The organism is Streptomyces sp. WAC 01529 (genome assembly GCF_003945545.1).
GTDB classification, from domain to species: Bacteria; Actinomycetota; Actinomycetes; order Streptomycetales; family Streptomycetaceae; genus Streptomyces; species Streptomyces anatolicus.
On the sequence record NZ_CP029617.1, the window covers coordinates 8,103,680 to 8,129,149 of the forward strand.

At 72.7% G+C, this 25,470-nt stretch carries 22 protein-coding genes; 12 read left to right on the forward strand and 10 right to left on the reverse strand.

Going from position 1 to position 25,470, the window contains the following annotated elements; all coding sequences use genetic code 11:
* Window positions 1-93: 93 nt before the first annotated feature.
* The gene (locus DMA15_RS35695) at window positions 94-519 is read left to right on the forward strand and encodes a RidA family protein (RefSeq protein WP_125516896.1); all 426 of its coding nucleotides are present in this window, start codon (window positions 94-96) and stop codon (window positions 517-519) included.
* The gene (locus DMA15_RS35700) at window positions 516-1,715 is read left to right on the forward strand and encodes an alkene reductase (protein WP_240660118.1); all 1,200 of its coding nucleotides are present in this window, start codon (window positions 516-518) and stop codon (window positions 1,713-1,715) included. Before DMA15_RS35695 ends, DMA15_RS35700 begins: the two co-directional genes overlap by 4 nt.
* A gap of 235 nt (window positions 1,716-1,950) precedes the next feature.
* On the opposite strand, the gene DMA15_RS35705 is transcribed toward DMA15_RS35700, so the two are convergent.
* From DMA15_RS35705 to DMA15_RS38095, 4 genes are all read right to left on the reverse strand, one after another.
* Window positions 1,951-2,154 carry a hypothetical protein gene (locus DMA15_RS35705; protein WP_125516898.1) on the reverse strand — a complete coding sequence of 68 codons (204 nt, stop codon included), beginning with the start codon at window positions 2,152-2,154 and terminating at the stop codon, window positions 1,951-1,953.
* Window positions 2,155-2,316: 162 nt separating this feature from the next.
* Window positions 2,317-2,613, reverse strand: coding sequence for a hypothetical protein (locus DMA15_RS35710; RefSeq protein WP_125516900.1), 297 nt, complete (start codon window positions 2,611-2,613; stop codon window positions 2,317-2,319).
* Between the two features lie 212 nt (window positions 2,614-2,825).
* On the reverse strand, window positions 2,826-4,439 hold the full coding sequence (locus DMA15_RS35715; protein ID WP_125516901.1) for an alpha/beta hydrolase: 1,614 nt from the start codon (window positions 4,437-4,439) through the stop codon (window positions 2,826-2,828).
* 30 nt (window positions 4,440-4,469) lie between these two features.
* Entirely contained in the window at window positions 4,470-5,900 is a 1,431-nt protein-coding gene (locus DMA15_RS38095; protein ID WP_125516903.1) for a phosphotransferase, read from the reverse strand.
* Window positions 5,901-6,192: 292 nt separating this feature from the next.
* Here DMA15_RS38095 and DMA15_RS36910 point away from each other — a divergent pair, with 292 nt between their 5' ends.
* From DMA15_RS36910 to DMA15_RS35750, 8 genes are all read left to right on the forward strand, one after another.
* Complete coding sequence (locus DMA15_RS36910) at window positions 6,193-6,363, forward strand: hypothetical protein (protein ID WP_164551898.1); 171 nt, start codon at window positions 6,193-6,195, stop codon at window positions 6,361-6,363.
* A 35-nt stretch (window positions 6,364-6,398) separates the two neighbouring features.
* On the forward strand, window positions 6,399-6,572 hold the full coding sequence (locus DMA15_RS36915; protein WP_164551899.1) for a Dickkopf N-terminal cysteine-rich domain-containing protein: 174 nt from the start codon (window positions 6,399-6,401) through the stop codon (window positions 6,570-6,572).
* 109 nt (window positions 6,573-6,681) lie between these two features.
* Window positions 6,682-7,098: a lasso peptide biosynthesis protein gene (locus DMA15_RS35725; RefSeq protein ID WP_125516905.1), complete on the forward strand. Its 417-nt coding sequence runs from the start codon at window positions 6,682-6,684 to the stop codon at window positions 7,096-7,098.
* Window positions 7,091-8,569, forward strand: coding sequence for a hypothetical protein (locus DMA15_RS35730; RefSeq protein WP_125516907.1), 1,479 nt, complete (start codon window positions 7,091-7,093; stop codon window positions 8,567-8,569). The genes DMA15_RS35725 and DMA15_RS35730 overlap by 8 nt, the downstream gene beginning before the upstream one ends.
* A complete protein-coding gene (gene adfB / locus DMA15_RS35735) occupies window positions 8,566-8,886 on the forward strand; it encodes an actinodefensin-associated protein B (protein WP_125516909.1) in 321 nt (106 codons plus the stop codon). The genes DMA15_RS35730 and adfB overlap by 4 nt, the downstream gene beginning before the upstream one ends.
* Window positions 8,887-8,891: 5 nt before the next feature.
* Window positions 8,892-9,716 (forward strand): hypothetical protein, encoded by an 825-nt coding sequence (locus DMA15_RS35740; RefSeq protein ID WP_125516911.1) that lies wholly within the window; start codon window positions 8,892-8,894, stop codon window positions 9,714-9,716.
* Window positions 9,706-12,108, forward strand: a complete 2,403-nt coding sequence (locus DMA15_RS35745; RefSeq protein ID WP_125516912.1) for a prolyl oligopeptidase family serine peptidase — start codon at window positions 9,706-9,708, stop codon at window positions 12,106-12,108. The genes DMA15_RS35740 and DMA15_RS35745 overlap by 11 nt, the downstream gene beginning before the upstream one ends.
* Window positions 12,068-13,948, forward strand: coding sequence for an ABC transporter ATP-binding protein (locus DMA15_RS35750; protein ID WP_125516914.1), 1,881 nt, complete (start codon window positions 12,068-12,070; stop codon window positions 13,946-13,948). Before DMA15_RS35745 ends, DMA15_RS35750 begins: the two co-directional genes overlap by 41 nt.
* A gap of 39 nt (window positions 13,949-13,987) precedes the next feature.
* On the opposite strand, the gene DMA15_RS35755 is transcribed toward DMA15_RS35750, so the two are convergent.
* On the reverse strand, window positions 13,988-15,355 hold the full coding sequence (locus tag DMA15_RS35755) for an NB-ARC domain-containing protein (protein WP_164551900.1): 1,368 nt from the start codon (window positions 15,353-15,355) through the stop codon (window positions 13,988-13,990).
* Between the two features lie 203 nt (window positions 15,356-15,558).
* On the opposite strand from DMA15_RS35755, the gene DMA15_RS35760 reads away from it, so the two are divergent.
* The gene (locus DMA15_RS35760; RefSeq protein ID WP_125516918.1) at window positions 15,559-19,506 is read left to right on the forward strand and encodes an XRE family transcriptional regulator; all 3,948 of its coding nucleotides are present in this window, start codon (window positions 15,559-15,561) and stop codon (window positions 19,504-19,506) included.
* 26 nt (window positions 19,507-19,532) lie between these two features.
* Here the strand turns inward: DMA15_RS35760 and DMA15_RS35765 are convergent, their stop codons facing one another.
* Window positions 19,533-19,982, reverse strand: a complete 450-nt coding sequence (locus DMA15_RS35765; protein ID WP_164551901.1) for a nuclear transport factor 2 family protein — start codon at window positions 19,980-19,982, stop codon at window positions 19,533-19,535.
* 42 nt (window positions 19,983-20,024) lie between these two features.
* Window positions 20,025-20,903 carry a calcium-binding protein gene (locus DMA15_RS35770; protein WP_125516920.1) on the reverse strand — a complete coding sequence of 293 codons (879 nt, stop codon included), beginning with the start codon at window positions 20,901-20,903 and terminating at the stop codon, window positions 20,025-20,027.
* 646 nt (window positions 20,904-21,549) lie between these two features.
* On the opposite strand from DMA15_RS35770, the gene DMA15_RS35775 reads away from it, so the two are divergent.
* Window positions 21,550-22,197, forward strand: coding sequence for a response regulator transcription factor (locus tag DMA15_RS35775; protein ID WP_125516922.1), 648 nt, complete (start codon window positions 21,550-21,552; stop codon window positions 22,195-22,197).
* A gap of 24 nt (window positions 22,198-22,221) precedes the next feature.
* On the opposite strand, the gene DMA15_RS35780 is transcribed toward DMA15_RS35775, so the two are convergent.
* From DMA15_RS35780 to DMA15_RS35790, 3 genes are all read right to left on the reverse strand, one after another.
* Complete coding sequence (locus tag DMA15_RS35780; protein WP_125516924.1) at window positions 22,222-23,028, reverse strand: crotonase/enoyl-CoA hydratase family protein; 807 nt, start codon at window positions 23,026-23,028, stop codon at window positions 22,222-22,224.
* A 217-nt stretch (window positions 23,029-23,245) separates the two neighbouring features.
* Window positions 23,246-24,055 carry a class I SAM-dependent methyltransferase gene (locus DMA15_RS35785; RefSeq protein WP_070321249.1) on the reverse strand — a complete coding sequence of 270 codons (810 nt, stop codon included), beginning with the start codon at window positions 24,053-24,055 and terminating at the stop codon, window positions 23,246-23,248.
* A gap of 60 nt (window positions 24,056-24,115) precedes the next feature.
* Window positions 24,116-25,462 carry an aminotransferase class III-fold pyridoxal phosphate-dependent enzyme gene (locus DMA15_RS35790; RefSeq protein ID WP_164551902.1) on the reverse strand — a complete coding sequence of 449 codons (1,347 nt, stop codon included), beginning with the start codon at window positions 25,460-25,462 and terminating at the stop codon, window positions 24,116-24,118.
* Window positions 25,463-25,470 lie beyond the last annotated feature (8 nt).

Below are 25,470 nucleotides of genomic sequence, written 5' to 3' on the forward strand. Positions count from 1 at the left end.
CCGTGATGTTCTAGCTTCCTTGACGTTACGTAACGTTTCGTAACGCCGCCGTGCGGGGCCCGGTGCCGGGTCACGCCGAGACAGGGGAGAGGCATGTCCAGCAACGAGAGCGCGGCCACCGTGGGGCGCGTCGAGAAGATCGCGACCACGCCGGACTGGTACGCGCCGTACCGGATTTCGCAGGCGGTGCGGGCCGGGGGCTTTGTGTACGTGTCCGGGCAGGCGGGTTTCGAGGAGGACGGGACGACCGTCGAGGGCGGGTTCCTGGCGCAGGGGCGGCAGGCGTTCCGGAACGTCGGGCGGGTGCTGGAGGCGGCCGGTCTGGCCTTCGCGGACGTGGTCAAGGTCGGCATCTTCGTACGGGACATGGCGGCGAACCTCCCGCACGTGATCACGCTGCGCGGCGAGTTCCTGGCCGAGCCCTACCCCGCCGACACCCTGGTGGAGGTCGTCTCGCTGGCCCAGCCCGACTGGCAGATCGAGGTCGAGGTCATCGCGCTGGACAGGAGCGCGGCATGAGCGCCGGGGTCGTGGCCGGACGGGAGCGCGGCATGAGCGCCAGGATCGTGGCGGGACAGGTGCGGGAGACGGAGATACCGGAAGCGGGTGCGGGAGTGCGGGAATTGCTGGAGCCGTACCGGGCGGGCCGGCTGAAGCTGGCGAACCGGCTGGCGATGGCCCCGATGACGCGGGGCCGGGCGGACGACGTGACGGGGGTGCCGAGTCCGCACGCGGCGACGTACTACCGGCAGCGCGCCGGAGCCGGACTGCTGATCACGGAGGGCGTGTACGTCAACGCGCTCGCCAAGGGCGGCCCCGGTATCCCGGGCCTGGTGACCGACGCGCAGACGCGCGGCTGGCGAGAGGTGACGGAGGCGGTGCACGCCGAGGGCGGCACGGTCTTCGCCCAGCTGTGGCATGTGGGCCGGATGACCCACCCCGCGACGCTGCCGGACGGCGAGCTGCCGGTGGCCCCGTCAGCCGTCGCCGTCGAGGGAAAGCAGATCTTCACCCGGGACGGGATGCTCGACCACGTGACGCCGCGGGAGCTGACGGTGGGTGAGATCGCCCGGACGGTACGGGACTTCGCGTCAGCGGCCCGCCGTGCGATCGATGCGGGCTTCGACGGGGTGGAGATCCACGGCGCGAACGGCTATCTCATCCAGCAGTTCATCGCCGACAACACCAACCTGCGCACGGACGAGTACGGCGGCTCGGTCACCGGCCGCCTCCGGTTCGCCACGGAGGTCGTCGAGGCGGTCGTCACCGAGGTCGGCGCGGACCGCGTGGGCCTGCGCATCTCGCCGGACAACGCCGAGAACCAGCTCGCCGAGACGGACGCCCCCACCACGTACCGTGCGCTGGTCGACGCACTGGACCCGCTGGGCCTGGCCTATCTGCACGTGCTGGAGAACGGCGCGTACGGGGCCATCGCGGACCTGCGCCCGCGCTGGTCGGGAACGCTCGTCGCCAACACGAACGGCCCGGCGCCGAGCAGCCCCGACGCGGGGGCGCGACTGGTGCGGAACGGCCACGCGGACGTGGTAGCCCTGGGCCGCCTGTTCATGACCAACCCGGACCTGCCCACCCGCCTGGCCAACGGCACGCCGCTCGCGGGGCCGCCGACGGAGAACGTGTATGGGGGAGGGGCGGAGGGCTACATCGACTACCCACCGGCGACGGACGCCCCCAAGGTCCCGGCGGCGATCGCCTAAGCCGTCCGTCCGCGCGGCCTGACCGGTGCGGGGATGCTGTTGGCTTCCCCGGGCTTGGGTGCTCCGCCCCGCCGTGATGCGGCGGGGCGGAGTGCTGGGAGGGTGCCTGGGGGAACTCACCCAGCCTGCGACCACCGCTCCGTTGCCCGTGCGTCATTCCCTGGCACCGCGACCAGAAGGCGCGGCGCCAAGCCTTCGTTTTCCGCGCCTGCACCCGTCGACCACTCGCCGGGAGCTACTTCTCCCTCGGATGGGTGGACGGGATGGGAGGAGGTGGCGTCCAGCCTGGTGGTGCGGGCTCCATCAGTTCAAGTTCCTCGTCCAGGTACATCTCGCCGCCGGCCTGGGGGAAGTCCACGAGAAGTTCGCCTGTGGCGACGCGCACTATGACCGTGCCGACCAGGTCTTCGGGATGGTCGGTCGCCTCGCGTGGCGTCACCTGATCTCCCGGCGTAAAGCGCCGAGGAGCAGAGGAATGTGTCACGCCTTCCGTGTGCATGAGTCGCGTCCCTTCGAACCCTGTTGTCCCTTGGCCCGGCAGGCGGAGACGATGCCCACCTCCAGCTGGCAAAGTCGACGTACGCGCAAATCGTGTGCTTGCTCACTTGCGCGGGCTGCGTGACCACTCGAGCAGGGAACGAATCGTCAGGTCCTGATTGATCACGTGCAGCACCCGCCGCGCCTGGTAGTTGATCGACGCCGCTCGGCGCGCGTCACGGTCGCCGCTCCTGAGCGGGACCAGAGCGTAGAACCTGAAGTTGCCCAGCAAAGAGGTGTCCTCGACCAGGGCAACCGTGTCCGCCTCCCCGGCGAGCCGCAGTTCGTCGTTCCGAATCACATAGAGCCGGTTCTCGCGGTCGCCGAGGCAGGCGTAGAGGCAGTTCAGCTCCTGAAGCACCCGCTTGGGCGTGAAATCGTAAAAGCGGTAGTACAGGCTGGAGATCGCCTCGCGTTTCGAAGTCCATACGCTCCTCCGCCCCAGAGCACACCGCAGGCCGCGGCACGCGCGGAGCCTAGTGGGCCTTTGCCTCTCGGCGCAGCCGAGTGGGAACACGGTCGCTACGTCCTTACCTGCTTCCTGTTGTTCGGCGCAGACCCTGTCCCTGGACCTCACCCGAACGGTGGGGCGTCCGCCGGGCATGCCGTGTTGGCGGTGGGCACCTCGTGCTCGGTCAGGTAACGGGTGGCCAACTCGTCTACGCACGCGTTGACGCCCATGGCGGTGTGCCCGTACATGTCCGCGGTGAGCAGGCGCGCGTTGGCGAGGCGGCCCGCCATGCGCTCGGCGAAGGCGTACGGGGTGTCCGGATCGTGGCGGTTGCCGATCACCAACGCGGTGCGGCCCGTCGGACGGTTCCAGGGGCCGGTGTACGGACGACCGGTGCCGGAGCCCGCCCGGACGGGCCAGGTGGCGCAGGGCAGGGCGTCGAACGCCCGCCTCCGCCCGAAGGTGGGGCTGTCCCGCTCCCAGCGCTCGGCCAGCGCCGGCCAGGCACGGGCAGGCAACCGGTAGGGCTTCTCACCGCAGTTGACGGCGTTGCCCGAGTCGTTACCGCGGTAGGGCGCCGGCTTCTCGGCGGTCGCCTGCGTCCGCCCCACTGCGAGGGTTCGCGTGTTCTTGGCGGCGGCGGTACGGAGCGTGGTGAGGTAGCGGGCCAGGCCCGTCAGGTCGCCCGCCGACAGTCTGCCGAACACCTGCGCGCCGAAGCCGCCGAAGTCGACCGTCGTGCCGTCCGGCAGGGTGAGCGGCCCGTGCCGCAGTCGCTGGCGGATCGCGGCGAAGGCCGCGGCGGGTTCCCCGTCGCCGAAGGCGCACCGGCCGGACGCGGCGGCGCAGGCCCGCAGGAACGCCGTCAGCACCCGTTCTGCGCCGACGGCCCGCTGCCGGTCGTACTCCGCCCCATCCGTCATGCGCAGCAGCGGATCGATGTTGCCGTCGAGGATCAGCGCACCGGTGCGCCGCGGGAAGAGGTTGGCGTACGTGGCGCCGATCAGCGAACCGTAGGAGAAACCGGCGAAGTTGAGGCGTTTCGCGCCGACACCTTCGCGGAGCAGGTCCAGGTCGCGGGCGACGTCGGCGGTGGTCATGTGCGCGAGCAAGGGCCCGCCGTCGCGCGCGCAGGCGTCCGTGTAGGCGCGCGCGGCGCGCAGGGTCGCCGTCACCTCCGCGCGGGTCAGGGGCGCTTCGCGTTTCCCGGCGAGCGCGGTGTCCGCCGCCTCCTGACTGGTGAAGCACCGCACAGCCGCGCTCTGCCCGGTGCCGCGCGGGTCGAAGCCGATCACGTCGTACCGCGCGAGGACTTCCGCCGACAGGTACTTGTCCGCCCGGTACGCGAAGTGCAGCCCCGACTGGCCGGGGCCACCGGGGTTGACGAACAGGGTGCCCAGACGCCTGGCCGGGTCCGAGGCCCGGCGCCGGAGCATGACCACGCCCAGGGTGCCCGCGTCGGGGCGGGCATGGTCGCGCGGGACCTGCCGCACCGCGCAGTCGCCGATCTCCGGATCGATCGGCGGAGCCGGTCGGAGCACCTGGTCGCACGGAAGCCAGCGCACGCGGTCCTGCTGCAACCCGGCGTGGGCGGCCGGCACGGAGTGCGTCGGCACGGGGTGCGCCGGCACCGGGTGCGCCGGTACGGCCAGAGTGATCGCGCAGGCGGCGGTGACCGCGAGGGCGACGGTGGCGCGGACGGGGTGCCGGAAGGTCATGGCGGGTCGGCCGGGCATGGGGCTCCTCGATTCCCTCGGGTGACGCAGTCAGGCGCCCGCTTCCGCCCGGGCGGGGATGAGACGGGCGCGCAGGGGGCCGGTGATGGCGCCCCGGTAGCGGTGGCGGATGTGGGACGGCGCCCCGGTCAGCCGGTCGCGCATCAGCAGGGCACGGCTCACCGGGGCGATACGGGCCGCCAGCGCGGCGCCTTCGCGCAGTTGCACCGGTGGCCGGTGCCCGGCCCAGGCCGCGAGATAGCCGCCCAGCACCCTCTCGCGGTCCTCGGCGGAACCTCCGGCGGCAGCCAAGTCGCCCAGCAGCACGTCCAGTTGCAGGAAGGGGTGGGTGAGCACGCTGTCGGCCCAGTCGAACACCAGCGCCTCGTCGCCGTCGACCCGGAAGTTGCCCCGCCACAGGTCGTGGTGCACGACGGTCTCCGGGAGGTCGAGGGCCGCAAGGCGCGCGCAGTCGCGGGCCAGCGCGGGGACGAGACGGCGCAGCCGCCGCGACTCCTCACCTGTCAGCTCCCCTTGACCGGAGCGGACCGGCGTGACCCGCTCACCGTGCACGTCGTCGATACGGTCGTCGAACGCGCTGTCGATACGGTCGCCGTGCACGCCGCCCTTCAGTTCGTCGAGCAGGCCGTCGAACCTGCCCGGCAACAGAGTGAGACGGTGCGCGGGGCAGCCGGTCGCGGCGATCTCCGCTGCGTGCGCAGCAGCCTGACGCTGCATCACGCCGATGCACCGGGCCACGGTCGCGAAACCGGCGGCGACGCGTGCCGCCCCCGCCGGCCGCGGCACCGGCCCGAAGTCCGCGGTGAGCATCAGGCGTCTGTCGCTGTCCCAGGCCAGTACGTGGGGGACCGCGCCGGGGAACCACTCGGCCAGCAGCCGGGTCAACGCGGGCTCGTGCGCGTGCGGCGGCGGACTCGCCTTGAGGTGGACCACACCAGCCGTGGTCGGCAACCGCACCTGGCAGGACCAGGCCCGGAACCCGTCCTGCTCGGCGCGACCGACGACCTGGACACCGAGTCCGCGCAGCTCCTCCACCGCCCAGTCGGTCGCCTTCGTGAACCATCCGGGGCAACGCCAGGGCAGCCACACCTCGTCCTCACGGCGGTCCCGGGACGCCGACCAGAGGCCCAACAACCGCTCCTGGCCTGGCAGGAAGCGGTGGCAGGACGCGGCCAGCTCCATCACGGGCGCCCAGCGCGCGCCGCGAGGCAGCGCCGTGCCGGGGCTGTGCGTCTCGTGCACGAAGAGGTACGAGGGTGGCGCGGCGTCCTCACCGGCCCCGGTGGGCACGGGAACGACGTCCAGAGTGCCGACTTCCACCCCGTACCGATGGCGCACCGCGGAGTTGACCTCCCGCGGGTCGGAATGCCGGTGCCGGGGAAGCCCCCAGCGCGCCCCGTCGTCGAGGACCAGCAGACACGGCTCGCCGCCGCGTTCCAGGGGAATAGCGCTGAAATTCACCGGGATCGTTCCTCACCGCGCGTAGGAAATGCCATTGCCCGCCCCACCGGAGACTGCTGGTATCACGATGAGAATGCGCGACGCACCGTCCGGTCAAGGATTCCGCGCCCCCTGTTCCGACCGGGACGGTCCGGGACGGTCCGGGACGGACGTTTTTCCTTGCCGGGCCCGCCGGACGGCTCCTAGCGTCGTTATCGACCGGACGACAACACAGGTCGGACGACAACACAGGTCGGACGACAACAGGGCGGTACGGATCGATGTGACCGCCCGGCAAGCGAAAGGGAAATCGATGACTGGTGTTTCCGTGGCCGAGCGCCTCGCCGCCGGCAGTCTCCAGCAGCACATGTTCTCGGAGCCCACCGCGGTCGCCGAGGAGTGCAAGTACCCCGGGCAGAGCTGCTGGTTCGACTCCGACTGCTGCAACCCGCGGTTCTGCGAGTGGTGGACCTGCCGCGCCTGAGCGGCCACTTCCCGCACTCGACGGAAGGAGAAGTCATGACCGGTGTTTCCGTGGCCGAGCGCCTGGCCGCAGGCGGCCTTCAGCAGCACATGTTCTCGGAGCCCACCGAGACCGCTGAGGCGTGCAGCCCGAATGGAGCGAGGTGCGTCTGGGACAGCGACTGCTGTTACGGACTCATCTGTGAATGGTGGGCGTGCGAGACGCCCTGATCTCACCGGTGCCGTCGGCGGCCACGAGCCACCGACGGCACCAACGGTTTCCCTCGTGTTCCGGGAAACGGCACGACGGAACGTACAGGACGGAAAAAGGAGTGCGGAAATGGTGACGGATGTGTCCGCGCTGCTGCGGTCGGCGCAGGCGGGAAAGGAATTCCTGGAATCGTCGCGGCGGGACGGCGGGTTGTTCGACTTCGCCCCCTGGCCGCCTGTTCCCGCCCGGCGCTTTGGACCGGCGGGACGGGCACGGTCGGCCGTGACCGGTCTGCGCGCGGTGCAGCGGCTCACCGTCGGTTTCCTGGACCCGGTGGAGGACGCGGTCTATCTGACGGCCGGCCTGCGCCGGATGGGTTTCCCCGCCTCCTTCCACCTCGGCAGGGAAACGGTCCCGGCCGCGCCGCCCGCGGGCCTCTACGCCTGGGTGCGGTGCGGCGGCGACATCCTCAGCACCTCTCTCCCCGTGACGGAGGAGTACGTCGAGATCTACACGAACACGCCGGAGGATGAGGACAGTGCGTGACGTCGTCGCATGCGTGAACGGCAGGGTGCGCCGCAGCCGGCCCGCCCTGGCCGCCGAACCCCTGGGCGCGAACAGTCGGCAGACCGACGAGGCGTTCGAACTGCGCAGGGATCTGCCGGGCCCCCTGCCCCTGTACTACCGCGTCGGGCCCGGCCAGTTGGAGTGGAGCGGCGACCTGGCCGACTTCCGGCCGGACGAGCAGCTGCCCCCGCCCGATCCGGGCGCCCTGCTCGCCATGGCCCTGGGGGCCGCACCGGCCCCGGACAGCACCCCCGTGCCCGGCGTGCACCGGCTGGCCGCCGGGGTGACGGTACGCCTTGACCGCTTCGGCGTCCGGGTGAGCAGGCACCGGCCGGAGACCGCGACTACGCGGCGCGCCCCGGTCCGCGCGATGAGCGAGGTCCTCGCCTCGGCGCCCGGGCCGTACGCGATCGCCTACAGCGGCGGCCTGTCCTCCGCCTTCCTCGCGGTGAGCGCCCTGCGGGCGGGCCACCGGCCGCCTCTGGTACACGCCGACTTCGGCACCCGGCCCGGCGCGGCACCGGCCCTGATTCCGGGCCTGCGGTGCGAGCGGGTGCCGCTGGATCTGCTGGGACTGCTCGACCACCACCGCATCACCGGGGAGGAAGCGGTCCCCCCGCTGCCGGACACTGAGGTGCCCCGGCTGCTGGCCGAACACCTCGCCGCCCACATCGGACTCCCGCTGATGAGCGGCGGCCTGCTGGACCCGCTGACTTCGGCGCGGCTGCCCGACGCAAGGCCCGGGTACCGCGGTTGGCGGCTGCTGACCTGTGAGCCCTTTCATGTGTCCGGGGTCCTCGGCTCGCTCTCCCAGGCGCGCGCCCTCTTCGACAAGGGCGTCGTCCACGACCCGGACCGGGCGTCCGTCGACCTCCCGGAGAGTCAGCCGGTGAGCGCGCCCCCGCCGCCCTCACCGACCGGCGCGGACCGCGTGCCGGGCCTCACCGACCGGGGGCGGGAGGCGTTCGACGCGGCCAGGCGCGGCTCACTGGCGGTCTGGCGCGAACACCTGGCGTCCCTGCCGTCCGTGATCGGCAGGGCGGACGCCGCGCTCGCCGAACACGGGCACGGCGGCGCGCAACTGCCGGCGCTGGACCCCCGGGTGCTGGCCTCGGTCGGCGCGCTGCCACCGCACCGGCTCGGCCGGATCCGGGGCGGACGCTTCCAGTCCCACGTCCCGCTGCGGACCGCGGTCGCGGCCCACCGTGTCACCGGCGTACGCAAGAGCACGCCACGTCACTGGCTGCGGCTCGCCGCGGCCGCGCACCTGCACCGCGAACGACCCAAGGTCATCGCCGAGTTGGAACGCGGAAGCGCCCTGGCGGACTTGGGTCTGATCGACCCGGCCGTCCTCGTCGGCATCCTCCGGGACGGCCGTGACCTCAGCGCCCAGGCCCTCGTCCTGCTCAGGATGGTCTGGCTCGACCGATGGCTGCGAGGCCGATCATGACCCCTCCCTCCGTCTCCCGGCCGGACCGGCCGCGCCTCGCGCCCCAGGTCCGGTACACGCCCCTGCCGTTCGGGGGCGCCGTGCTGGTGCACGCGCCGACCCTGCGCGTCACCGAGTGCGGGGAACAGGAAGCCCGCGTCATCGAACGCCTGCTCAGCCACGGCCTTCCGGGGTCCGGCACCGGTCACGCCGGTGAGGCCGTGCGCCGGATGAGCCGGGAACTCGTCGCGGCCGGCTGGTTCGAGGCCGTACCCGCCGCCGAACCGTCAGCCACCACTCCGGCCCGCACCGCCGCGCCGGACACTCACCGGAGGTAACTCCCATGCGCGTCACCCTCGGCCGGACCCTCCGCGACCGGCTGCCCGACCTGGCGGTCGCCGCCCTCGCGGGCCCCCTCGCGGTCTCCGGCATCGCCAAGGCGGTCCTTCGTGCCGAAGAGGCCGAAGAACTCGACTGGCCCGTCACTTCGGGCCCGCTCGCGGCACCCCGCGGCGCGAAGATCGTCGGTGCGGCCGAACTGGCGGCCGCGGCCGTGATCCTGGTCGCGCCCGGCCGGCTCGCCGCACTCGTCCCGTTGGGCGGCTACGCCGCGCTGACCCTCGCCGCCCACCGCCTGAAGGGCACGAAGTGCGCCTGCTTCGGCGCGGCGCGCCTCACCGCGGTGGGGCGCACGCACGTCGCGGCGAACGCGGCGGCATCACTCGTCGCCGCCGCCGCGCTTGCGGGCTCCCCGCAGCGCGCGGGCCGCACCCGGGCGGGCACCGCCGCGCTCTCGGCCGCGGTCACCTACGGCACGGTACGGGCCCTCGACCGGCGCGCGGAACGCAACTCCACGGCACAGGCGGCGGCCTGCGAGGAACGCGTGAGTTCGGTACGGCTCTACGTCTCCGACGACTGTCCCGCCTGCCGGTCCCTCAAGCACCTGCTGCGGTTCATGGAGCCCGCCCGGCGCTCCACGGTCACCACGACCGTGGTCAAGGGCGAGGACGAACTGCCGCCGAACCTGGCCGACCTCGGGGTTCCGTGCGCCCAGGGCCTGGACGCCCGTGGCGAACCGGTATGCGGACCGGTGTCCGGGATCGGCGGGGTCAAGGCACTGATCGACAGCGTCACCCTGAGCGCACCGGCGGTCCACCGTGCGGGCTGACACCGCTCTCCCGGCCGCCCCCGCCGACCGCCTCCAGGGCGTCCGGCAATGGATCGACGCCGCCCCCGACCTCTCCGCGTGGGCGCTGATCACCGCGCCGGTGCGCCCGAGCCTGCGGGAGGCGCACCCCGACACGGACATGTGGGGCGAGTGGCGCGTCGACCCGGGACTCGTCGGCCTCGACACCGGACGGGCCCGCCCCATCCGCGTCGAGATCGGCCACCCGGACGGCGAGGATCGGTGGCGCCTGCCCGTCGCGGACATCGTGCCGAGCGCCCTCGCCTGGCATCCGCGGCTCCCCCTGGTGGCCGGACTGGCCCTGCGCGGCCGCCGGGCACACCCGTGGATCGCGGACCACCGCGCGCGCACCGTCGTGCGGTACGGCCAGGTCAGGGCGGCCACCTCACTCACCTGCCTCGGGGGCGCCGGACGACCGCCCCTGACGTGGTGCGGCTCAGATCTCGTCATCCTCACCCCCGCTCCGCCGCCCGCGGGGGGCGGCGGGGCGGAACCCAGCCGGACAGCCGTGGTCTGCGAGGCGCGGGGCCCCGGATGGCCGGCCTTCCCGCAAGGGGTACCGGAACTGGCCGCCCTGGCCGCCGTCCGGGTGGCCGAGCTGGATCCCGGCACCGGCACCCTGCGCACCCTCACCGGGCCCCTGCTGGTCCGGGAGCTGGAACCCGCCCCGGGCGGCGGCCATCTGCTGGTCACCCACCTGGACGAGGACGCCTCCCACTCCCTGGAGCCGCACTGGGCCGCCGCGGTGACCGGCACGGCCCCCTTCGCGCGGGGCGCCGGGGCACGACCGGTTCCGGCCCGGACGCGCTGGGCAGCAGGCGCTCCCGACGTACTCGCGTGGCCCGACGCCGACCATCGCGTCCTGATGTGCCCGGCGGCCGAGTACCCGACCGCCGCCACCACCGGCATCGACCTCCCCGACCAGGCCGGGACGTGGTGGCCGCTGTGGCACGGCGGGCAGCCGCATGTGTTCGGTACGCGGGAGGAGTTCGGCGGGCAGCCGCATGTGTTCGGCACGCGGGAGGAGTTCGGCGGGGAGTCGCATGTGCTCGGCGCGCGGGAGGAGTCCGGCGGGGAGCCGCATGTGTTCGGCGCGCGGGAGGAGTTCGGCGGGGAGCCGCATGTGTTCGGTACGCGGGAGGAGTTCGGCGGGCAACCGCACGTGTTCGGCGCGCGGAAGGAGTCCGACGGAGAACCCCACACGCTCGGCACCCGTGCCGGCGGCACCCCGTATCTGTCCGCCCCCGGGCGTACGACGCCCCTGCCCGCCCCCTCCGGCCTCCGGCTCGGGCGGCCCTGCCCGGCCGGGGACGCCTCCGCCGGTTTCCTGCTCGACTGCCGCGACGCCGAGGGCCGGTACGGCGTCGCCACCCTGGACCCCGACCGGGCCGCGCTCACCCTCGCCTGGGCGGCCGGCCCCGACGGACCATCCGTACGGACCATACGCGCCGTCGCCGGCCCCTCGGGGCAGCACCTGGTCGTGGAGACCGCGGCGGAGCTGCGGCGATGGCGGCTGTCCGACGGCACCCTGACCTCCGAGCACACCATCGTCCGCCCGGCCGCCACCACCTCCCCGGCACCGCCGCCGGTCACCCACCCCCTCCCCGGCCGCGACCGCCGCCGTGCGGGACTGGTCCTGGCCGACGACGGCGAGGGCACGGCCCCCGGCCCTCTCCTGCTGTGGCTGCGCGCGCACGAACCCGGCGCGGGAGGCGGGGCCGCGCAGATCCTGCCCGGGGGACCGGCGGCCCACCTCGACCTCGTGCCCCGCTGGCCCCACGACGCCGACGCCGCCTTCCTGCACACCGAGATCACCGGCAGTGTGCGCGGGGCCCTGGACACACTCGCACGCCTTCGGCCAGGCATCCTCGACCGAGGTGTGGTCGTGGGCGGGCACAGCTTCGGCGCGACCCTCGCGCTCTACGCGATGGCGCACATCCCCGATCTGACCGGCGCCGTCGTCCACAGCGGCTGCTACAACCGCACCCTCACCCCGGGCGGTTTCCAGTACGAACGGCGCTCCTACTGGCAGGCACCCGAGGTCTACCACGCCTTCAGCGCCCTGCTGTTCGCACACCGCCTGGACCGGCCCGTCCTCATCGCGCACGGCACCCAGGACGCCAACCCGTCGACCACGCCCGACCAGGCCGTCGCCCTCTACCGGGGCATCGTCGCCGCCGGCGGCCACGCCCGCCTCGTACTGCTGCCCGGGGAGGGCCACAACTTCCAGTACGAGGAGACCCACCGGACCCTCGCCCAGGAGCACCGGAGATGGCTGGACCGCTGCGCCCGCCCCCCGCAGCCCCCGCGCACCCACCTCGAGGAGGTGACCCATGGCCACCGCGCCGAACGAACCGAGGATCGGCACACGTGAGCAGGCCGCCTGCCTGGCCTTCGCGGTACGGCTGGTCTGGCGGGCGGACCGGCGCCGCCTCATCGAGGTCGTCGCCGCCCAACTGGTCTCCGCCCTCGGCGTCTTGGCCCTGATCCTGCTGGTCAGGTCCGTCTTCGGAACGGTGACCAGCACCGGGCCGGGTGCGGGCGGCGGACGCGGGACCCTCGTTGCCGTCGTCCTCGTCGTCGCGATCGGTTCGCTGAGCGGAGTGCTGCGGCTGTTCAGCTCCTCGCGCAACCGGATCCTGGCGGCCAAGGCCGACCGCCACGTCATCAGCACGGTCCTCGCCTCGGCCTCCAGGGCGGAACTGGCCCGGTTCGAGGATCCCGTCTTCCACGACACCGTGCAGCGGGCGGTGTTCGCCTCCCGCTCCCAGCCGACGATGGTCGTCGCCATGCTGATCGCGGCCTCGCAGGCGATGCTCACCACCGTCGCCGTCGGCACCGCCTTCCTGGTGATGGCCTGGTGGCTGCTCCCCGTCGCCCTGCTCAGCACCCTGCCGGTGCTGCGCGCCGCCCGCGCCGAACGCGACGCGGGGTACGGACTGCACCGCAGGCTCGCCGAGGACCGCAGGGTGCGCCAGTACATCGAACAACTGCTCACCGGCCGGGACGGCTCCAAAGAGGTGCGGGCGCTGGACCTCGGCCCGATCCTGCACGCCAAGTGGGACGCGGAGTACCGGCGCGAGATCGACGACACGGTCTCCTGGCAGCGCGGCTATCTACGGACCCGCATCCTGGCCCGGCTGGGCGCGGACACGCTGGTCCTCGCGGTCATCGGGTGCATCTGGTGGCTGATCGGCTCGGGCACACTCAGCCTGCCCACCGCGGTCGCCGCGGTCACCGGTCTCTTCCTGATGACCAGCCGGGTGCAGGCGCTCGGCGCTCTGTTCAACGGGATCGGCGAGGCGCTCTTCTACCTCATGGACCTGCGGACCTTCGCGGCCGGCACCGAACGCGCCGCGGACGTCGAGGCCACACCCCGGCAGGCGGCCGCCTCCCACGGCCCGCCCGCGGCGGAGTTCACCGGCCTGAGCGCCGAGTCCGTCGCCTTCACCTACCCCGGGGCAGCGCGCCCGGCGCTGCATGACGTCACCCTCACCGTGCGCAAGGGCGAGTTCATCGCCCTGGTCGGCGAGAACGGGTCGGGCAAGACCACCCTGGCCAAGATCCTCGGGGGGCTGTACCCGCCGGACTCCGGACGCCTGGTGCTCGACGGGACGGCGACGCCCGACCCGGCCCGGCTCCGCGAGAGCTGCGCCCCCGTCTTCCAGGACTTCCTGCGCTACAAGTTCACCGCCGCGGAGTCCATCGCCTTCGGCCGCACCGATCTGCCTCCGGACACCGGAGCGATCGTCGCCGCGGCAGAACGGGCCGGCGCCCACGCCTTCCTGGAACGGTTGCCGCACGGCTACGACACCGTCCTGGGCAAGGAGTTCAGCGACGGCTGCGACCTGTCGCTGGGTCAGTGGCAGCGTCTGGCGCTGGCCCGGGCCTTCTACCGGGACGCGCCGTTCCTGATCCTCGACGAACCCACCGCCTCGCTCGACCCACAGGCCGAGGCGCACCTGAGCGACCGCCTGCGGGCCCTGTGCGCGGACCGCACGGTGCTGCTGATCTCCCACCGGTTCGCCGCGGTACGCGGCGCCGACCGGATCTACGTCATGGCGGACGGCCGGGTGGTCGAACACGGGCGGCACGAGGAGCTGATGGCCGAGAACGGCACGTACGCACGGCTCTACCGGCTCCAGGCACTGCCGTACCACGACGACACCGCCGTCGGCACCGACACGTCCCACCGGCGGCTGAGCCGCCGGTGAGCGCGCGCCGAGGAGACCGCTAAGCAGCAGTCCCCTCGGCTAAGCAGCAGTCCCCTCGGCCACCGCACGTTCCCACGCGTACAGCCGTACGAGGTCATGCATCCGATACCGGGCACCGCCCCCGGCGCGGTCGTCGCCGTCGGCGGGCGCGGTGGTGAGCAGGCTGGCGTCGACCAGCGCTTCGAGGTGGGCCTCGGCCACGTCCACCGGACAGTCCAGCACTTCGGCGGCGGCCTCGGCCGAGAACACCGCCGTCCCCAGCCGTGCCACCAGCCGGAAGGCCCGCCGGGTCGCCTCCAGCAGCGTCGCGTACCCCGGCTCCAAACTGTCGCGCACGGCGAGGTCGCCGATGGCCAGTTCGTCGAGCCGGCCCCGTTCGTCGCGGAGCAGCTCCGCCAGCCGGTCCAGCGGCCACTGCCCACGGCAGGCCAGCCGGGTGCCCGCGACCCTCAGGGCCAGCGGACATCGCCCGCACAGCCGGACGATGTCGGCCGCCGCCTCGGGCTCCGCGGCGACCCGCTCCGCCCCGGCGATCCGCGCGAGGACCGTCACACCGTGCTCGGCCGAGAGCGGCCCCAGCTCCACGGAACGCGACGGCCCCATCGTCGTCAGCCGGTTGCGGCTGGTGACCAGCACCGCCGGGCCCCCCACGCCGGGCAGCAGGGGCCGGACCTGACGCTCCGACGCGGCGTTGTCCAGCACCACCAGCAGCGCGCGCCCGGCCGTCACGGTGCGGTAGAGCGCCGAGAGTTCCTCCACCGAATCCCGTACCGGAGCCGCGGGGGACACGCCGAGGGCGCGGAGGAAGCGGACGAGGACCTCCCCGGGCTCGGCCGGTGCCGTGCTCGTGCCCCGCAGGTCGACGAAGAGCCGGCCGTCGGGGAAGCGGTCGGTGAGCGCGTGCGCGGTGTGCACCGCGAGCGCGGTCTTGCCGATCCCCGCCATACCGGTGACCGCCACGACGGGCACGACGCCGTGGAGCGCCGCGGCCGCTCCCGTCAACTCCTGCGCCACCGCTCGCCGCTGTTCCTCCCGACCGGTGAAGTCGGCGAGGTCGCTGGGCAGTTGCGCCGGAACGAGCGGCACGGCGGCCTCCACCGGCGCCTCCACCGGGCCGGGCGCCTGCGTGCAGGACGCGGCGATGCGCTGCCGCGCGTCGAGCCACGGCTCGGGCGGCACCCCGCAGGCCGCCACATAGGCGCGCACGAACCCCGCACGGGGCAGCGCGCCCCGGTCGAGCACGGCCGCGGCGGTGCTGCGCGCCAGATGGAGTCCGCACCGCCGGGCCCGTACCTCCAGTTCCCTGTACGTCAGTTCGGACCAGGCCCTCAACCGCCGCAGCAGCCGGATGAAATCCTCCGGTGTGCGGGCGTGCTGCGGGCTGAGTACCACATCGCTGTACGCCACCTTGCTTCTCCCCGTTCGGTGCCGCGTGTACCTCCTCAGCTGTAGCCACTCGGCGTTGTTCGGCATCGGGGAACTGGTGTCGTACAAACAGATCCCGAACAACCCGCGGCGGTGTGCGGAGCCCTGGTGCCGGTCCGCGAGGTCCTGAAGAATGTGACGTCACCGCGCTCACGGTGGCACGGGGACATCGGGGAGGTGCGGCGATGCCGCGCGGAGAACGCCCGCTGGAGGCGCAGGACGGTCCGTTATACGCGTTCGCCCTGGGACTGCGCAGGCTGCGACAGAGAGCGGGCAGCCCGCCGTACCGGACCCTGGCCGAACAGGCGCACTACTCCGTGTCGACCCTGTCCTCCGCGGCGTCCGGGCAGCGGCTGCCGACGCTGGCGGTGACGCTGGCGTACGTGCGCGCCTGTGACGGCGACGTGGTGGAGTGGGAGCGGCGCTGGCGGGAGGTGGCGGAGCGGCTCGGCGAGGAGGACTCCGCCGCCGACGCGGAGGGTGATGGCGGCGCCTCCCCGCCGTACGCGGGCCTGCGGCCGTTCCGCGAGCAGGACGCGGAGCGGTTCTTCGGCCGCGAGCAGCTGGTGGAGGAGCTGGCCGGGCGGCTGAAACGGCAGCGGTTCGTGGTGGTGATCGGGGCGTCGGGCTCGGGCAAGTCCTCGCTGCTGCGCGCGGGCCTGGTGCCGAGGCTGAGGTCCGCGGGGGCGTCGGTGGTGGTGCTGACGCCGGGGCGGCGGCCCCTGGAGGAGTGCGCGGTACGGCTGGCCGGGCGCGCCGGGGTCACCGCCGGCGCACTCTACGACGAACTGCGCCGGGATCCGCAGAACTTGGGGCGCACGGTACGGCAGGCCACCGCCCGTTCAGGATCGGATGACGGCGAACTGGTGCTGGTCGTCGACCAGTTCGAGGAGATCTTCACCCTCTGCCGGGACGACACCGAGCGGAACCGCTTCGTCGAGGCGCTGACCACCGCCGCCTCCCACGGGTCGGGCCGCTGCCGGGTGGTCCTCGGCGTCCGGGCCGACTTCTACGCGCACTGCACCCGCAACGCGCCGCTGGTGACGGCGATGCGGGACGCACAGGTGCCGGTCGGGCCGATGAGCCTGGAGGAGCTGCGCCAGGTCGTGACGCAGCCGGCCGTGCGGGCCGGACTGACCGTCGAGGGCGCGCTCCTGGCGACCCTGACGGCACAGGCGTACGGGCAGGCCGGAGTGTTGCCGCTGCTGTCGCACGCCCTGCTCCAGACCTGGCGTCGCCGCCGGGGGAACGCGCTCACGCTGGCGGCGTTCGAGGCGGCCGGAGGCCTGGAGGGTGCCCTGGCCCGCACCGCCGAGGAGTTCTACCGGCACCTCGACCCGGAGCAGCGGGACCTCGCCAGAGCGGTGTTCGTCCGGCTGACCGCCCTGGGCGAGGGCACGGAGGACACCCGGCGCCCTGTCGTGAGGGCGGAACTCGCCGGTCTTGCCGGGGCCGACGACGGCCGGATCGCCGCCGTGCTCGACCGCGCGGCCGCGGCACGGCTGGTGACCCTCGACCGCGAACAGGTGGAGCTTGCCCACGAGGCGCTGATCCGCTGCTGGCCCCGGCTGTACGGCTGGCTGGCCGAGGACCGTGAGGCCACGCGTACGCTGCGCAGACTGACCGACGCGGCACAGACCTGGGAGGCGCTGGGGCGGGACGCCGGAGCGCTGTACCGCGGCGCCCGCCTCGACCTGGCAGGCGCCCTGGAGCACGGCTCGTTGTCCGGGCTCGAGCGGCGGTTCCTCGACGCGAGCCTGGCCGCCCGGGCGGCCGAACAGGACGCGATCCGGCGCCGGATCTGGCTGCGTCGGGCGGCGGTGGCGGTGCTGAGCGTCCTGCTCGTCCTCGCCAGCGTGACCGCGTTCCTCGCCGTGCGGGCGCAGCGGATCGTGGACCACCAGCGCGACACCGTCAGTTCGCAGCGGGCCGCCGAGAAGGCCGCGGCCCTGCGGACGCTCGACCCCGCCCTCGCCGCGCAGGTGGGGCTGGCCGCTTACCGGCTCTCTCCCACGCCGGAGGCCCGCGGCAGCGTCCTGAGCACCTATGCCACCCCGTACTCCACGACGCTGGCCGGGCGGACGGGCAGGATCGCCGCCCTGGCGTTCGGCGCCGACGGGCGCGTCCTGGCCGTCGCCGGCACCGACCGGACCCTGCGGCTGTGGCGGGCCACGGACCCGCACCACCCGCGCCCGCTGAGCACGCCTTCGCGGCCGGCCGCCCAGTTCCGCGCGCTCGCCGTCAGCGCCGACAGCCGACTGCTGGCCGCGGGTGGTGAGGACGGCGACGTGACGGTGTGGAACATCGGCGACCCACGGCGACCACGGCTTGCGGCACGCCTGCCGGGCGACGGCGACGCGAGTGCGGGTTCGGACGACGGTCCGAACGTCACCGCGAGTTCCGACGCGCATGATGGCCAGGGCCCTGGCCCAGACGCCGAGCCGGCCGCCGGTCGGAACGCAGGCCCGGCCGCCGGTCGGAACGCCGGCCCGGTCCTCTCGCTCGCGTTCGGTCCGGACGGAAAGACCCTCGCGACCGCCGCCCGCGGCGCGATCCGGCTGTGGGACCTCGCCGGTTCCCGCACACCGCGCGCCCTCGCCACGCGGCGCGTACCGGCCGCGGTCACCGCAGGTGCCTTCACCCCCGACGGCCGGAAACTGGCCACGGGCCACGCCGACCGGACGCTGCGGCTGTGGAAGACCGCCGCGCTGGACGGGAAAGTACGCCCCCTGGCGTCCTTGGACGCTCCCGGCGGCGAGGTGGGAGCGGTGGCGTTCGCCCCGGGCGGCAGGCGACTGGCGACCGGAAGCACCGACTTCTCGGTGCGGCGGTGGGACGTGGAAAGCCCGCGCGAGGGCCGTGTGGTGGAGACGCTCGAAGGGCACACCGACACGGTCAACGCGGTCGCTTTCAGCCCCGACGGCCGCACGTTGGCCAGCGGCAGCACCGACGCCACCGTGCGCCGCTGGGCCATCCCCGGTTCCGGCCCGGCCGGTCCGCCGACGGTCTTCACCGGCCACACCGGCGGCGTCCGCGCCCTGGCCTTCAGCCCCGACGGCCGTAGCCTCGCCAGCGGGAGCGAGGACCAGACCGCACGCCTGTGGGACCTGCCCGGACCGGCCCTGACCGGGCACACCAGCTCGGTGTACTCCGTCGCCCTCAGCCCCGACGGACGCTCCCTGGCCACGGGCAGCTACGACCACACCGTGCGCCTGTGGCCCCTCGCGGACGGACGCCGCCCAGGCCCGTCGGCCGAACTCACCGGCCACAAGGGCCCGGTCAACTCGGTGGTCTTCCGCCCCGACGGCCGCACCCTGGCCAGCGGCAGCGCCGACGGCTCTTTGCGGCTGTGGAGCGTGGGAACGGCCCGGCGCCCCCGCCTGCTGCGCGCGGTCGCCTGCCGCATCGGCCACGTCAACGCGGTGGCGTTCAGCCCCGACGGCCGCACCCTGGCCACCGGCGGCGACACGGGCACGGTCCGCCTGTGGGACACGACGGACGTACGGCGTCCCCGCCCGCTGGCGTCGTTGACCGCTCCCGGTGGCATCGGCTCCCTCGCCTTCGCCCCCGACGGCAGGACCCTGGCCTTGGCGGAGGACGATCACACCGTCGCCCTGTGGCAGGTGACGGACCGCCGCCGCCCCGTGCGCAAGGCCGTCCTGACCGGGCACTCCGACGCGGTGAAGAGCGTCGCGTTCAGCCCCGACGGCCAGGCCCTGGCCTCCGGCAGCGAGGACCGCACCATCCGCTTGTGGGACCTCACCGGCCCGGACCGCCCCGTCCTGCGCGACCGGCTCGACGGCTACACCGACGGCGTCATGTCCGTCGCGTTCGCGCCGGACGGCCGGACTCTCGCCGCCGCCAGCTCGGACCACACCACGCGGCTGTACGACGTGTCCGACCGCACCGCCGTCGAACTGGCCGTACTGTCCGGCCACACCAAGGCCGTCGACACGCTGGCCTTCGGCCCGGACGGGATGCTGGCCACCGGCAGTGAGGACTGGACCGCGCTGCTGTGGGACACGGACGTGCGGCGCCTCACCGCCCGCGTCTGCGACACGGCTTGGCCCGCCATGTCCCGAGCCCAGTGGCAGCAGTACTTCCCCCAGCACTCGTTCCGGCCACCGTGCTGAGCGCCCGACTCCGGCGGAGCCCGACGTCAGGCCGTCGGTGTCGGCACGGCGCAGGCGTCGGCGATGGCCCGCGTGTCCCAGTAGAACGGGCGGACTTCGGTGATCCGCCCGTCCTTGACCGTGATCGCCTGCAGAATCGGGAAGCTGATTTCACGGCCGGTCGCGCGAGCGCGAGCCCGGACCTGGGTGAGCACGACCGCGGTCTCACCAGTGGCGAGGAACTCCTGCTCCACCATGTCGAACGACTCCCACACCTCTCCCATCATGAGGAAGAACTGCGTCATGCCCTCGTGCCCACGCCAAGTGCCTCCATAGGGCAGAGCAGCTGCCTGATGCAGCTCGACGTCCGGTGCGAAGAAGGGGGCGAGCAGGTCGAACGAAGCCTCGCCAGGGCCGCCCGCTGCCAGGTACTCCGCCTCAGCCGCGTACATGCCGGTGAGAACTGTCGCTGATTCCGTGGTGGATGAGATCGTCATGCCGCCAGCATGGGCACCACAGCGGGACCTCGCTGGCGGCAATCAGACATCGAATGCTCGGTCCTGGTGCAGTTCGTTGCGGCCCGGGCCGCCGGAGAGCTTGTCGGTGCCTGTGCCGCCCCACAGCACGTCGTCACCGCTGTTGCCCCAGAGCGCGTCGTCGCCCGCCTCGCCGTACAGGGTGTCGTTGCCCTTGCCGCCGAACAGGACGTCGGCGCCGCCCTTGCCGCGCAGGACGTCGTTGCCGTCCTCGCCGTGCAGGGAGTTCGCCTCGCCGGTGCCGGTCAGAGAGTCGTTGCCGGGCCCGCCGAAGCAGTCCTGGCTGCAGTGGGTGAGGGTGTCGTTCCCGGCGTCGCCCCACGGGCCGAACCCGAACGGGCCGCCGCCGCCGTCGAGTTGGTCGTCACCCTCGCCACCGTGCAGGAGCGCGGACTCCGATGCCTTGATGACGTCGTCGCCCTTGCCGCCGTAGATCCCGGCCCAGGCCTGGCTGTCCGGCGCGAGGGTCGCGGTGTCGTTCTTGTCGCCGAGGTCGATGTCGTAGCTGTCGGAGTCGTCCGAGTTCTCCGGGATCTTGACCGCGCACCGCACGGCGGTGCGGTCGCCCTCCTCGGGGTACGCGCACCCGTCGTCCTCCGCCGCGTCGGCGGAGATGTCGATGGCGTACCGGTCGTGGAAGGTGAGGACGTAGTAGGAGTCGTGCTTGCCGCGGTGGTCGATCTCCTCGTCGACCGTCACCTTGTTCTGCTGGCCGGGCGCCGCCTTGTACCAGAGCTCGCCGTCCGCGACGACGACGGAGGCCGTGGCCTGGGCGGCGGAGGGGGCGGAGGGGGCGGCCTGGACGGTCGACGCCATTAACCCGGCCGTGCCGAGAGCGAGGGCGAGGGTGGCGGTGGCCGCGATGGTGCGGTGAATGCGCATGCGGAAGTGGCCTTTCAGGCTGTGTGTGTGCGGTGGGGTTTCTGGTCACCCGGTTAGACAGCAGGCCCAAGAAGGCAGTTGCCCGGCGGCTCATGAACAGCGGCGGACGGCGTGGTGACCGGTATGTGGACGGTGCCGCATCCCCGGCGCTTCCCGCTCTGGGTTACCTCTGGTACCGCGAGTACCGGGAGTATCGTCGGTACCGGAGTACCGTACGATTTCTCGTACATGGTACGGCTGGAGGCTGCCGGAAAAGTGTGTGTCCGTGGCAGTCTCTAGTCAGTCGTCTGCCATGCGCGGGCGGGGCAAGGAGGAACGACCGAATCCGACCGCGGAATGTCCAACGGGGTGTCTAGGAGCGACTGATTCCGTCTTCGGAATGTCCAACGGGGTGTTGTCTCACGATTGATTACGTGACATTGAATGACTCCGAGCGCTGGCCCGACCAGCCCGCTCACGGGAGTCAGCCGTGCGGGAGGCCATCGGGCCCCGCGCAGCGACTGATCCCGCTCGTCCGGCCCGCCCGTCTGACCCGCTCGTCTTGACGCGCCGCCCTCGGGGCGGCCTGCGGAGCGTGGCGCGGGCACGCCTCGGAGCGCCGCAGACCTGACTACCGTCCGCTGCACTCACTGTGTGAGGAGTCCCCATGCAAGCGTTAGGTGTACTCGTCGTCGATCGCCACCCCGTGGTCAGGTACGCGCTGTCGTCACTGCTCGACACGAGAGTGGCGTGGACAGCGGAGGCCGCCACGAGCGACGAGGCGTGGAACGCCGTGAAAACCTCTCGCCCAGGTGTCGTCGTACTCGAACTGGAACTGGACGGCGCGACCAGCGGCGCCGATCTGTGCCAACGGGTGAAGGCGATGGAGGACGCGCCCCGCGTCGTCGTCTTCACCGGGGACACCTCGCCCGGGGCCGTCGTATCCGCCATATCGGCGGGGGCCGACAGCTTCCTGCACAAGAGCGTGGGCAGCTCGGAACTGGTGGACGCGGTGGTGCGCACGTACAACGGCCAACGCATGTGGATACTCGGCAAGAACGAACGCGAACACGTGGACGTGCGCAGCGTCATGCCCGATGGGCTGCCCGCCATCACCCGCCGCGAAGAGCAGGTCCTCAGCCTCGTACTGCGCCGCTACACCAACGAGGAAATCGCCAGCGAACTCTCCCTTGCCTCGCAGACCATAAAGAATCAAGTCAGCAGCGCCCTGCGGAAACTGGGCGTCAGCGGCCGACGTGAACTGTTCCGTAAGTACTCCTCTCCGACCGGGGTGACCACCGGCGCCCGGGGTTGACCAGCCGGCCCCCGCCCGTGCACGTCATCGCGGCCCGCCCGGACGTTCCCGGACGAACTCACGCGCACCTGCCCGCGCGCCGGGGGAGTCGAGGATCCCGGCCAGCAGCTCGCGATGCGACCGGTACTCGTCCGCCAACTCCCCGTCGCGCACCCGAGCGAGGACCCCCTTGCTCGCGAGGACGGCGTGGTCCGCATGCGCGGCGATCTTCTCCGCCAGCTCGCAGGCGGCCGTCAGCGCCGTCCCCGGGGCCACGACACGGTTGACCAGACCCAGCGCGAAGGCCCGCTGGGCGTCGATCGGTTCGCCGGTCAGCGCCATCTCCATCGCCACGGCCGGCGCGATCGCGCGCGGCAGCCGCAGCAGTCCGCCGGCCGCGGCCACAAGGCCCCGGCGCAGCTCGGGCAGCCCGAACACCGCGTCGTCCGCCGCCACCACCATGTCGCAGGCGAGCACCATCTCGAAACCACCGCCGACCGCCGCACCCTCCACGGCGGCGATCAGCGGCTTGCTCGGCGGCCGCTCCGTCAGACCACCGAAGCCGCGCCCCGGCAGGGAGGCGCGCTCCCCGCGGGCGAAGGCCCCGAGGTCCATGCCGGAGCAGAACGCCGGCGGGGTGCCGGTGAGGACGCCGAGCCGCAGCTCCGCCCGGGCGTCCAGCTCCGCGAAGGCGGCGGCGAGCCGTTCGGCCATGGCGCGGGTCAGCGCGTTGCGTACGCGCGGCCGGTTCAGCTGGATCACGAGCACGGGGCCGCGGCGTTCGACGAGCACGTCCGTGCCGCTCCCGCTGCCCGCTTCGGCCGCACGATCCTGCCCGAACTCTTCGGTCATCGCTTCTGCCCACCCTGAATCGGTGCACTCTACGGGGGTCGGAGCCATCAGCGTAGTGACGGTTCGACCGGCTACCTACGCCCTGGAAGTACTCGTCCTGCGGCCCGTTTGAGTACCCCCAATGCCTGTACGGGCAGGTTCGGGCACGCTCGCTGCGCCCGAGGCCGGGAGCGGCTGGTCGCCGCTCCCGGCCTCGGTCACCTCCGGCGTCGGACGGTCACTGCTTGCGGTAGACGGAGACCGCGTCCCTGCTGTCGTAGTGGAAGGGCTCCTTGCGCCAGCCTCCCCAGCGGTCCTCCAGCGTCAGGCCGCCCAGCCGGGCCATCAGGTCCTGCTCCGAGGGCCACACGAACCGCATGGTCGCCGCGATGATGCGGTTGCCCTTCTCGCTCATGATGACGTCCGTGCGCTTGACCATCTGCGTCGTCGGGTCGACGTGGTTCATCTCGAACCAGGCGAGCCGCGGGTGCCCGGCCAGCCGGCCGGAGATACGGAACGGCTCGGTCATCCCGTAGTCGTTCTGCCGCCCGCGCTGGTAGTACGTCATGTCCGGCACGATGTTCTGCACCACGAGCCGCCCGCCGGGCTTGAGCCGCTTGGCGCTGTTGGCCAGGCAGCGGGCCTGTTCGTCCTGGTCGGGCAGGACGAACAGCGTGGCGAGGGCGATGAAGATGACGTCGTAGTCCTCCTTGACGTCGACATCGGCGAAGTTGCCCTCGAAGACCTCGATCCGGTCACCGCCCGGCTTCTCCTTGAGCTTCAGCAGCATCTTGGGTGAGGCGTCGATACCGGCCACCCGCACGCCGCGCTGCGCGAGCGGCAGGGCAACGCGGCCCGTCCCGATCCCCAGCTCCAGAGCGGTGCCGCCCTTGGCGAGGCCCGCGAGGAAGTCCGCGGCCTCCTCGGCGTCGTCCCGGCTGTCATCGGGGGTCCAGCTGTCCCAGATGTCGGCGTACCGGTCCCACTCCTCCGCGGCCTCTTCCTGCCACTGCTTGCTGGTCTTGCGATCGGTGTGCGCATTGGACATGTCGTCACTCACCTTCCGTCACGTGGAGAAAACGCGTTGCCGTCCCGTGGCCCCGAGGGCTCATCCCATGGCCTTGGCGAATCCGGACTCGGGCAGCCGGCCCGACTTCACATCGGTGAGCGCGCCGTCGAGCGCCTCGGCAATCTCCGCCACGTCGTCCTCGGTGATGACGAGCGGCGGCATGAGCATCAGATTCGGTACGACGCGCAGGCTGGAGCTGAGCACGCCTCGGCTCTCCAGGGTCATGCGCAGCTGGTTCACCTTGCCCGGGGACCACGACGGACCGCCGGGCTCGCCGAGCTCCAGGCCGCAGAACAGGCCCAGGGCGCGGAAGGCCCTCAGCTCGGGGTGCTGTGCCTGGAGCTTGCCCAGGGCGGAGAGGAGATCGGCCTCACGGCGGCGTACGTTCTCAAGCACGCCGTCCTCGGTGAGCGCCCCGATCACCGCGAGCGCCGCCGCCGCGGCCACCGCGTGGCCGTCGTTGGTCGAGCCGACGCTGAGCGCGGTGTCGCCCGTGGTGCGCTCGTGCAGCTGCTCGTAGAGGCGGTCGTGGATGGCGACGGCCGACATCGGCACGTACCCCGATGTGATGCCCTTGCCCAGGGTGATGATGTCGGGGGTGACATCGGGCAGTTGCCCGGCGCGGGTGAAGTCGCCGACCCGGCCCATGCCGGTGACGACCTCGTCGAAGATCAGATGGATGTCGTGCCGGCGGCAGAACCGGCCCAGGGAGCCCAGGTACTCCGGGGACAGGATGTGCCCGCCCTCGCCGACGACCGGCTCCACGATCACCGCGGTCACCCGCTCGGGACCGAACTCGGTGATCAGCCGTTCCATGTCGCTGACGCCCTGCGTCGCGCCCGCCGAGAACGGGCCGGGAGCGTGGTGCACCTCGGGGAGCATCGGGCCGGTCTGGTGGTGCAGGTAGGGGACACCGGTCACCATGCCGGCGCCCGGACCCTGCCCGTGGAAGCCGTCCCACATGGCGAACACGGCCATGCGCTCGGGCTGTCCGGCCCGCAGCCGCAGGAAGCGCGAGAGCTGGAGGGCCATCTCCACCGCCTGGGCGCCGTTGCTGGCGAACCGGACGTGGTTGATGCCCTCGGGCAGATGACCGACGAGGGCCTCGGCGCAGTCCACGGTGACCTGCGCGGGGCGCCCGTAGCCGTAGCTGTTGGCGAACGGAAGCCGGTCCACCTGCTGCTTGATGGCCTCCTTGACGCGGGTGTTGCCGTAGCCGAGCGTCACGTTCCACAGCCCGGAGCGGCCGTCCAGGTACCAGCGTCCACCGGAGTCACGGACGCGCACGCCGTCGCCCTCGGTGAGCAGGTCGTCGCGGGACAGCGCCTTGAGGTACGGGCGTGGCACGCCGCTGTTCCACAGGGCGTAGTCGGCGGGGTCAATCACGATGGGTC

What these genes read in the sequence shown, in the direction of transcription:
- DMA15_RS35695 (WP_125516896.1), top strand. Translation starts at nt 94, where the DNA reads ATGTCCAGCAACGAGAGCGCGGCCACCGTGGGGCGCGTCGAGAAGATC.
- DMA15_RS35700 (WP_240660118.1), top strand. Translation starts at nt 516, where the DNA reads ATGAGCGCCGGGGTCGTGGCCGGACGGGAGCGCGGCATGAGCGCCAGG.
- DMA15_RS35715 (WP_125516901.1), bottom strand. Translation starts at nt 4,439, where the DNA reads ATGCCCGGCCGACCCGCCATGACCTTCCGGCACCCCGTCCGCGCCACC.
- DMA15_RS36910 (WP_164551898.1), top strand. Translation starts at nt 6,193, where the DNA reads ATGACTGGTGTTTCCGTGGCCGAGCGCCTCGCCGCCGGCAGTCTCCAG.
- DMA15_RS36915 (WP_164551899.1), top strand. Translation starts at nt 6,399, where the DNA reads ATGACCGGTGTTTCCGTGGCCGAGCGCCTGGCCGCAGGCGGCCTTCAG.
- DMA15_RS35725 (WP_125516905.1), top strand. Translation starts at nt 6,682, where the DNA reads ATGGTGACGGATGTGTCCGCGCTGCTGCGGTCGGCGCAGGCGGGAAAG.
- adfB (WP_125516909.1), top strand. Translation starts at nt 8,566, where the DNA reads ATGACCCCTCCCTCCGTCTCCCGGCCGGACCGGCCGCGCCTCGCGCCC.
- DMA15_RS35740 (WP_125516911.1), top strand. Translation starts at nt 8,892, where the DNA reads ATGCGCGTCACCCTCGGCCGGACCCTCCGCGACCGGCTGCCCGACCTG.
- DMA15_RS35750 (WP_125516914.1), top strand. Translation starts at nt 12,068, where the DNA reads ATGGCCACCGCGCCGAACGAACCGAGGATCGGCACACGTGAGCAGGCC.
- DMA15_RS35760 (WP_125516918.1), top strand. Translation starts at nt 15,559, where the DNA reads ATGCCGCGCGGAGAACGCCCGCTGGAGGCGCAGGACGGTCCGTTATAC.
- DMA15_RS35765 (WP_164551901.1), bottom strand. Translation starts at nt 19,982, where the DNA reads ATGACGATCTCATCCACCACGGAATCAGCGACAGTTCTCACCGGCATG.
- DMA15_RS35770 (WP_125516920.1), bottom strand. Translation starts at nt 20,903, where the DNA reads ATGCGCATTCACCGCACCATCGCGGCCACCGCCACCCTCGCCCTCGCT.
- DMA15_RS35775 (WP_125516922.1), top strand. Translation starts at nt 21,550, where the DNA reads ATGCAAGCGTTAGGTGTACTCGTCGTCGATCGCCACCCCGTGGTCAGG.
- DMA15_RS35780 (WP_125516924.1), bottom strand. Translation starts at nt 23,028, where the DNA reads ATGACCGAAGAGTTCGGGCAGGATCGTGCGGCCGAAGCGGGCAGCGGG.
- DMA15_RS35785 (WP_070321249.1), bottom strand. Translation starts at nt 24,055, where the DNA reads ATGTCCAATGCGCACACCGATCGCAAGACCAGCAAGCAGTGGCAGGAA.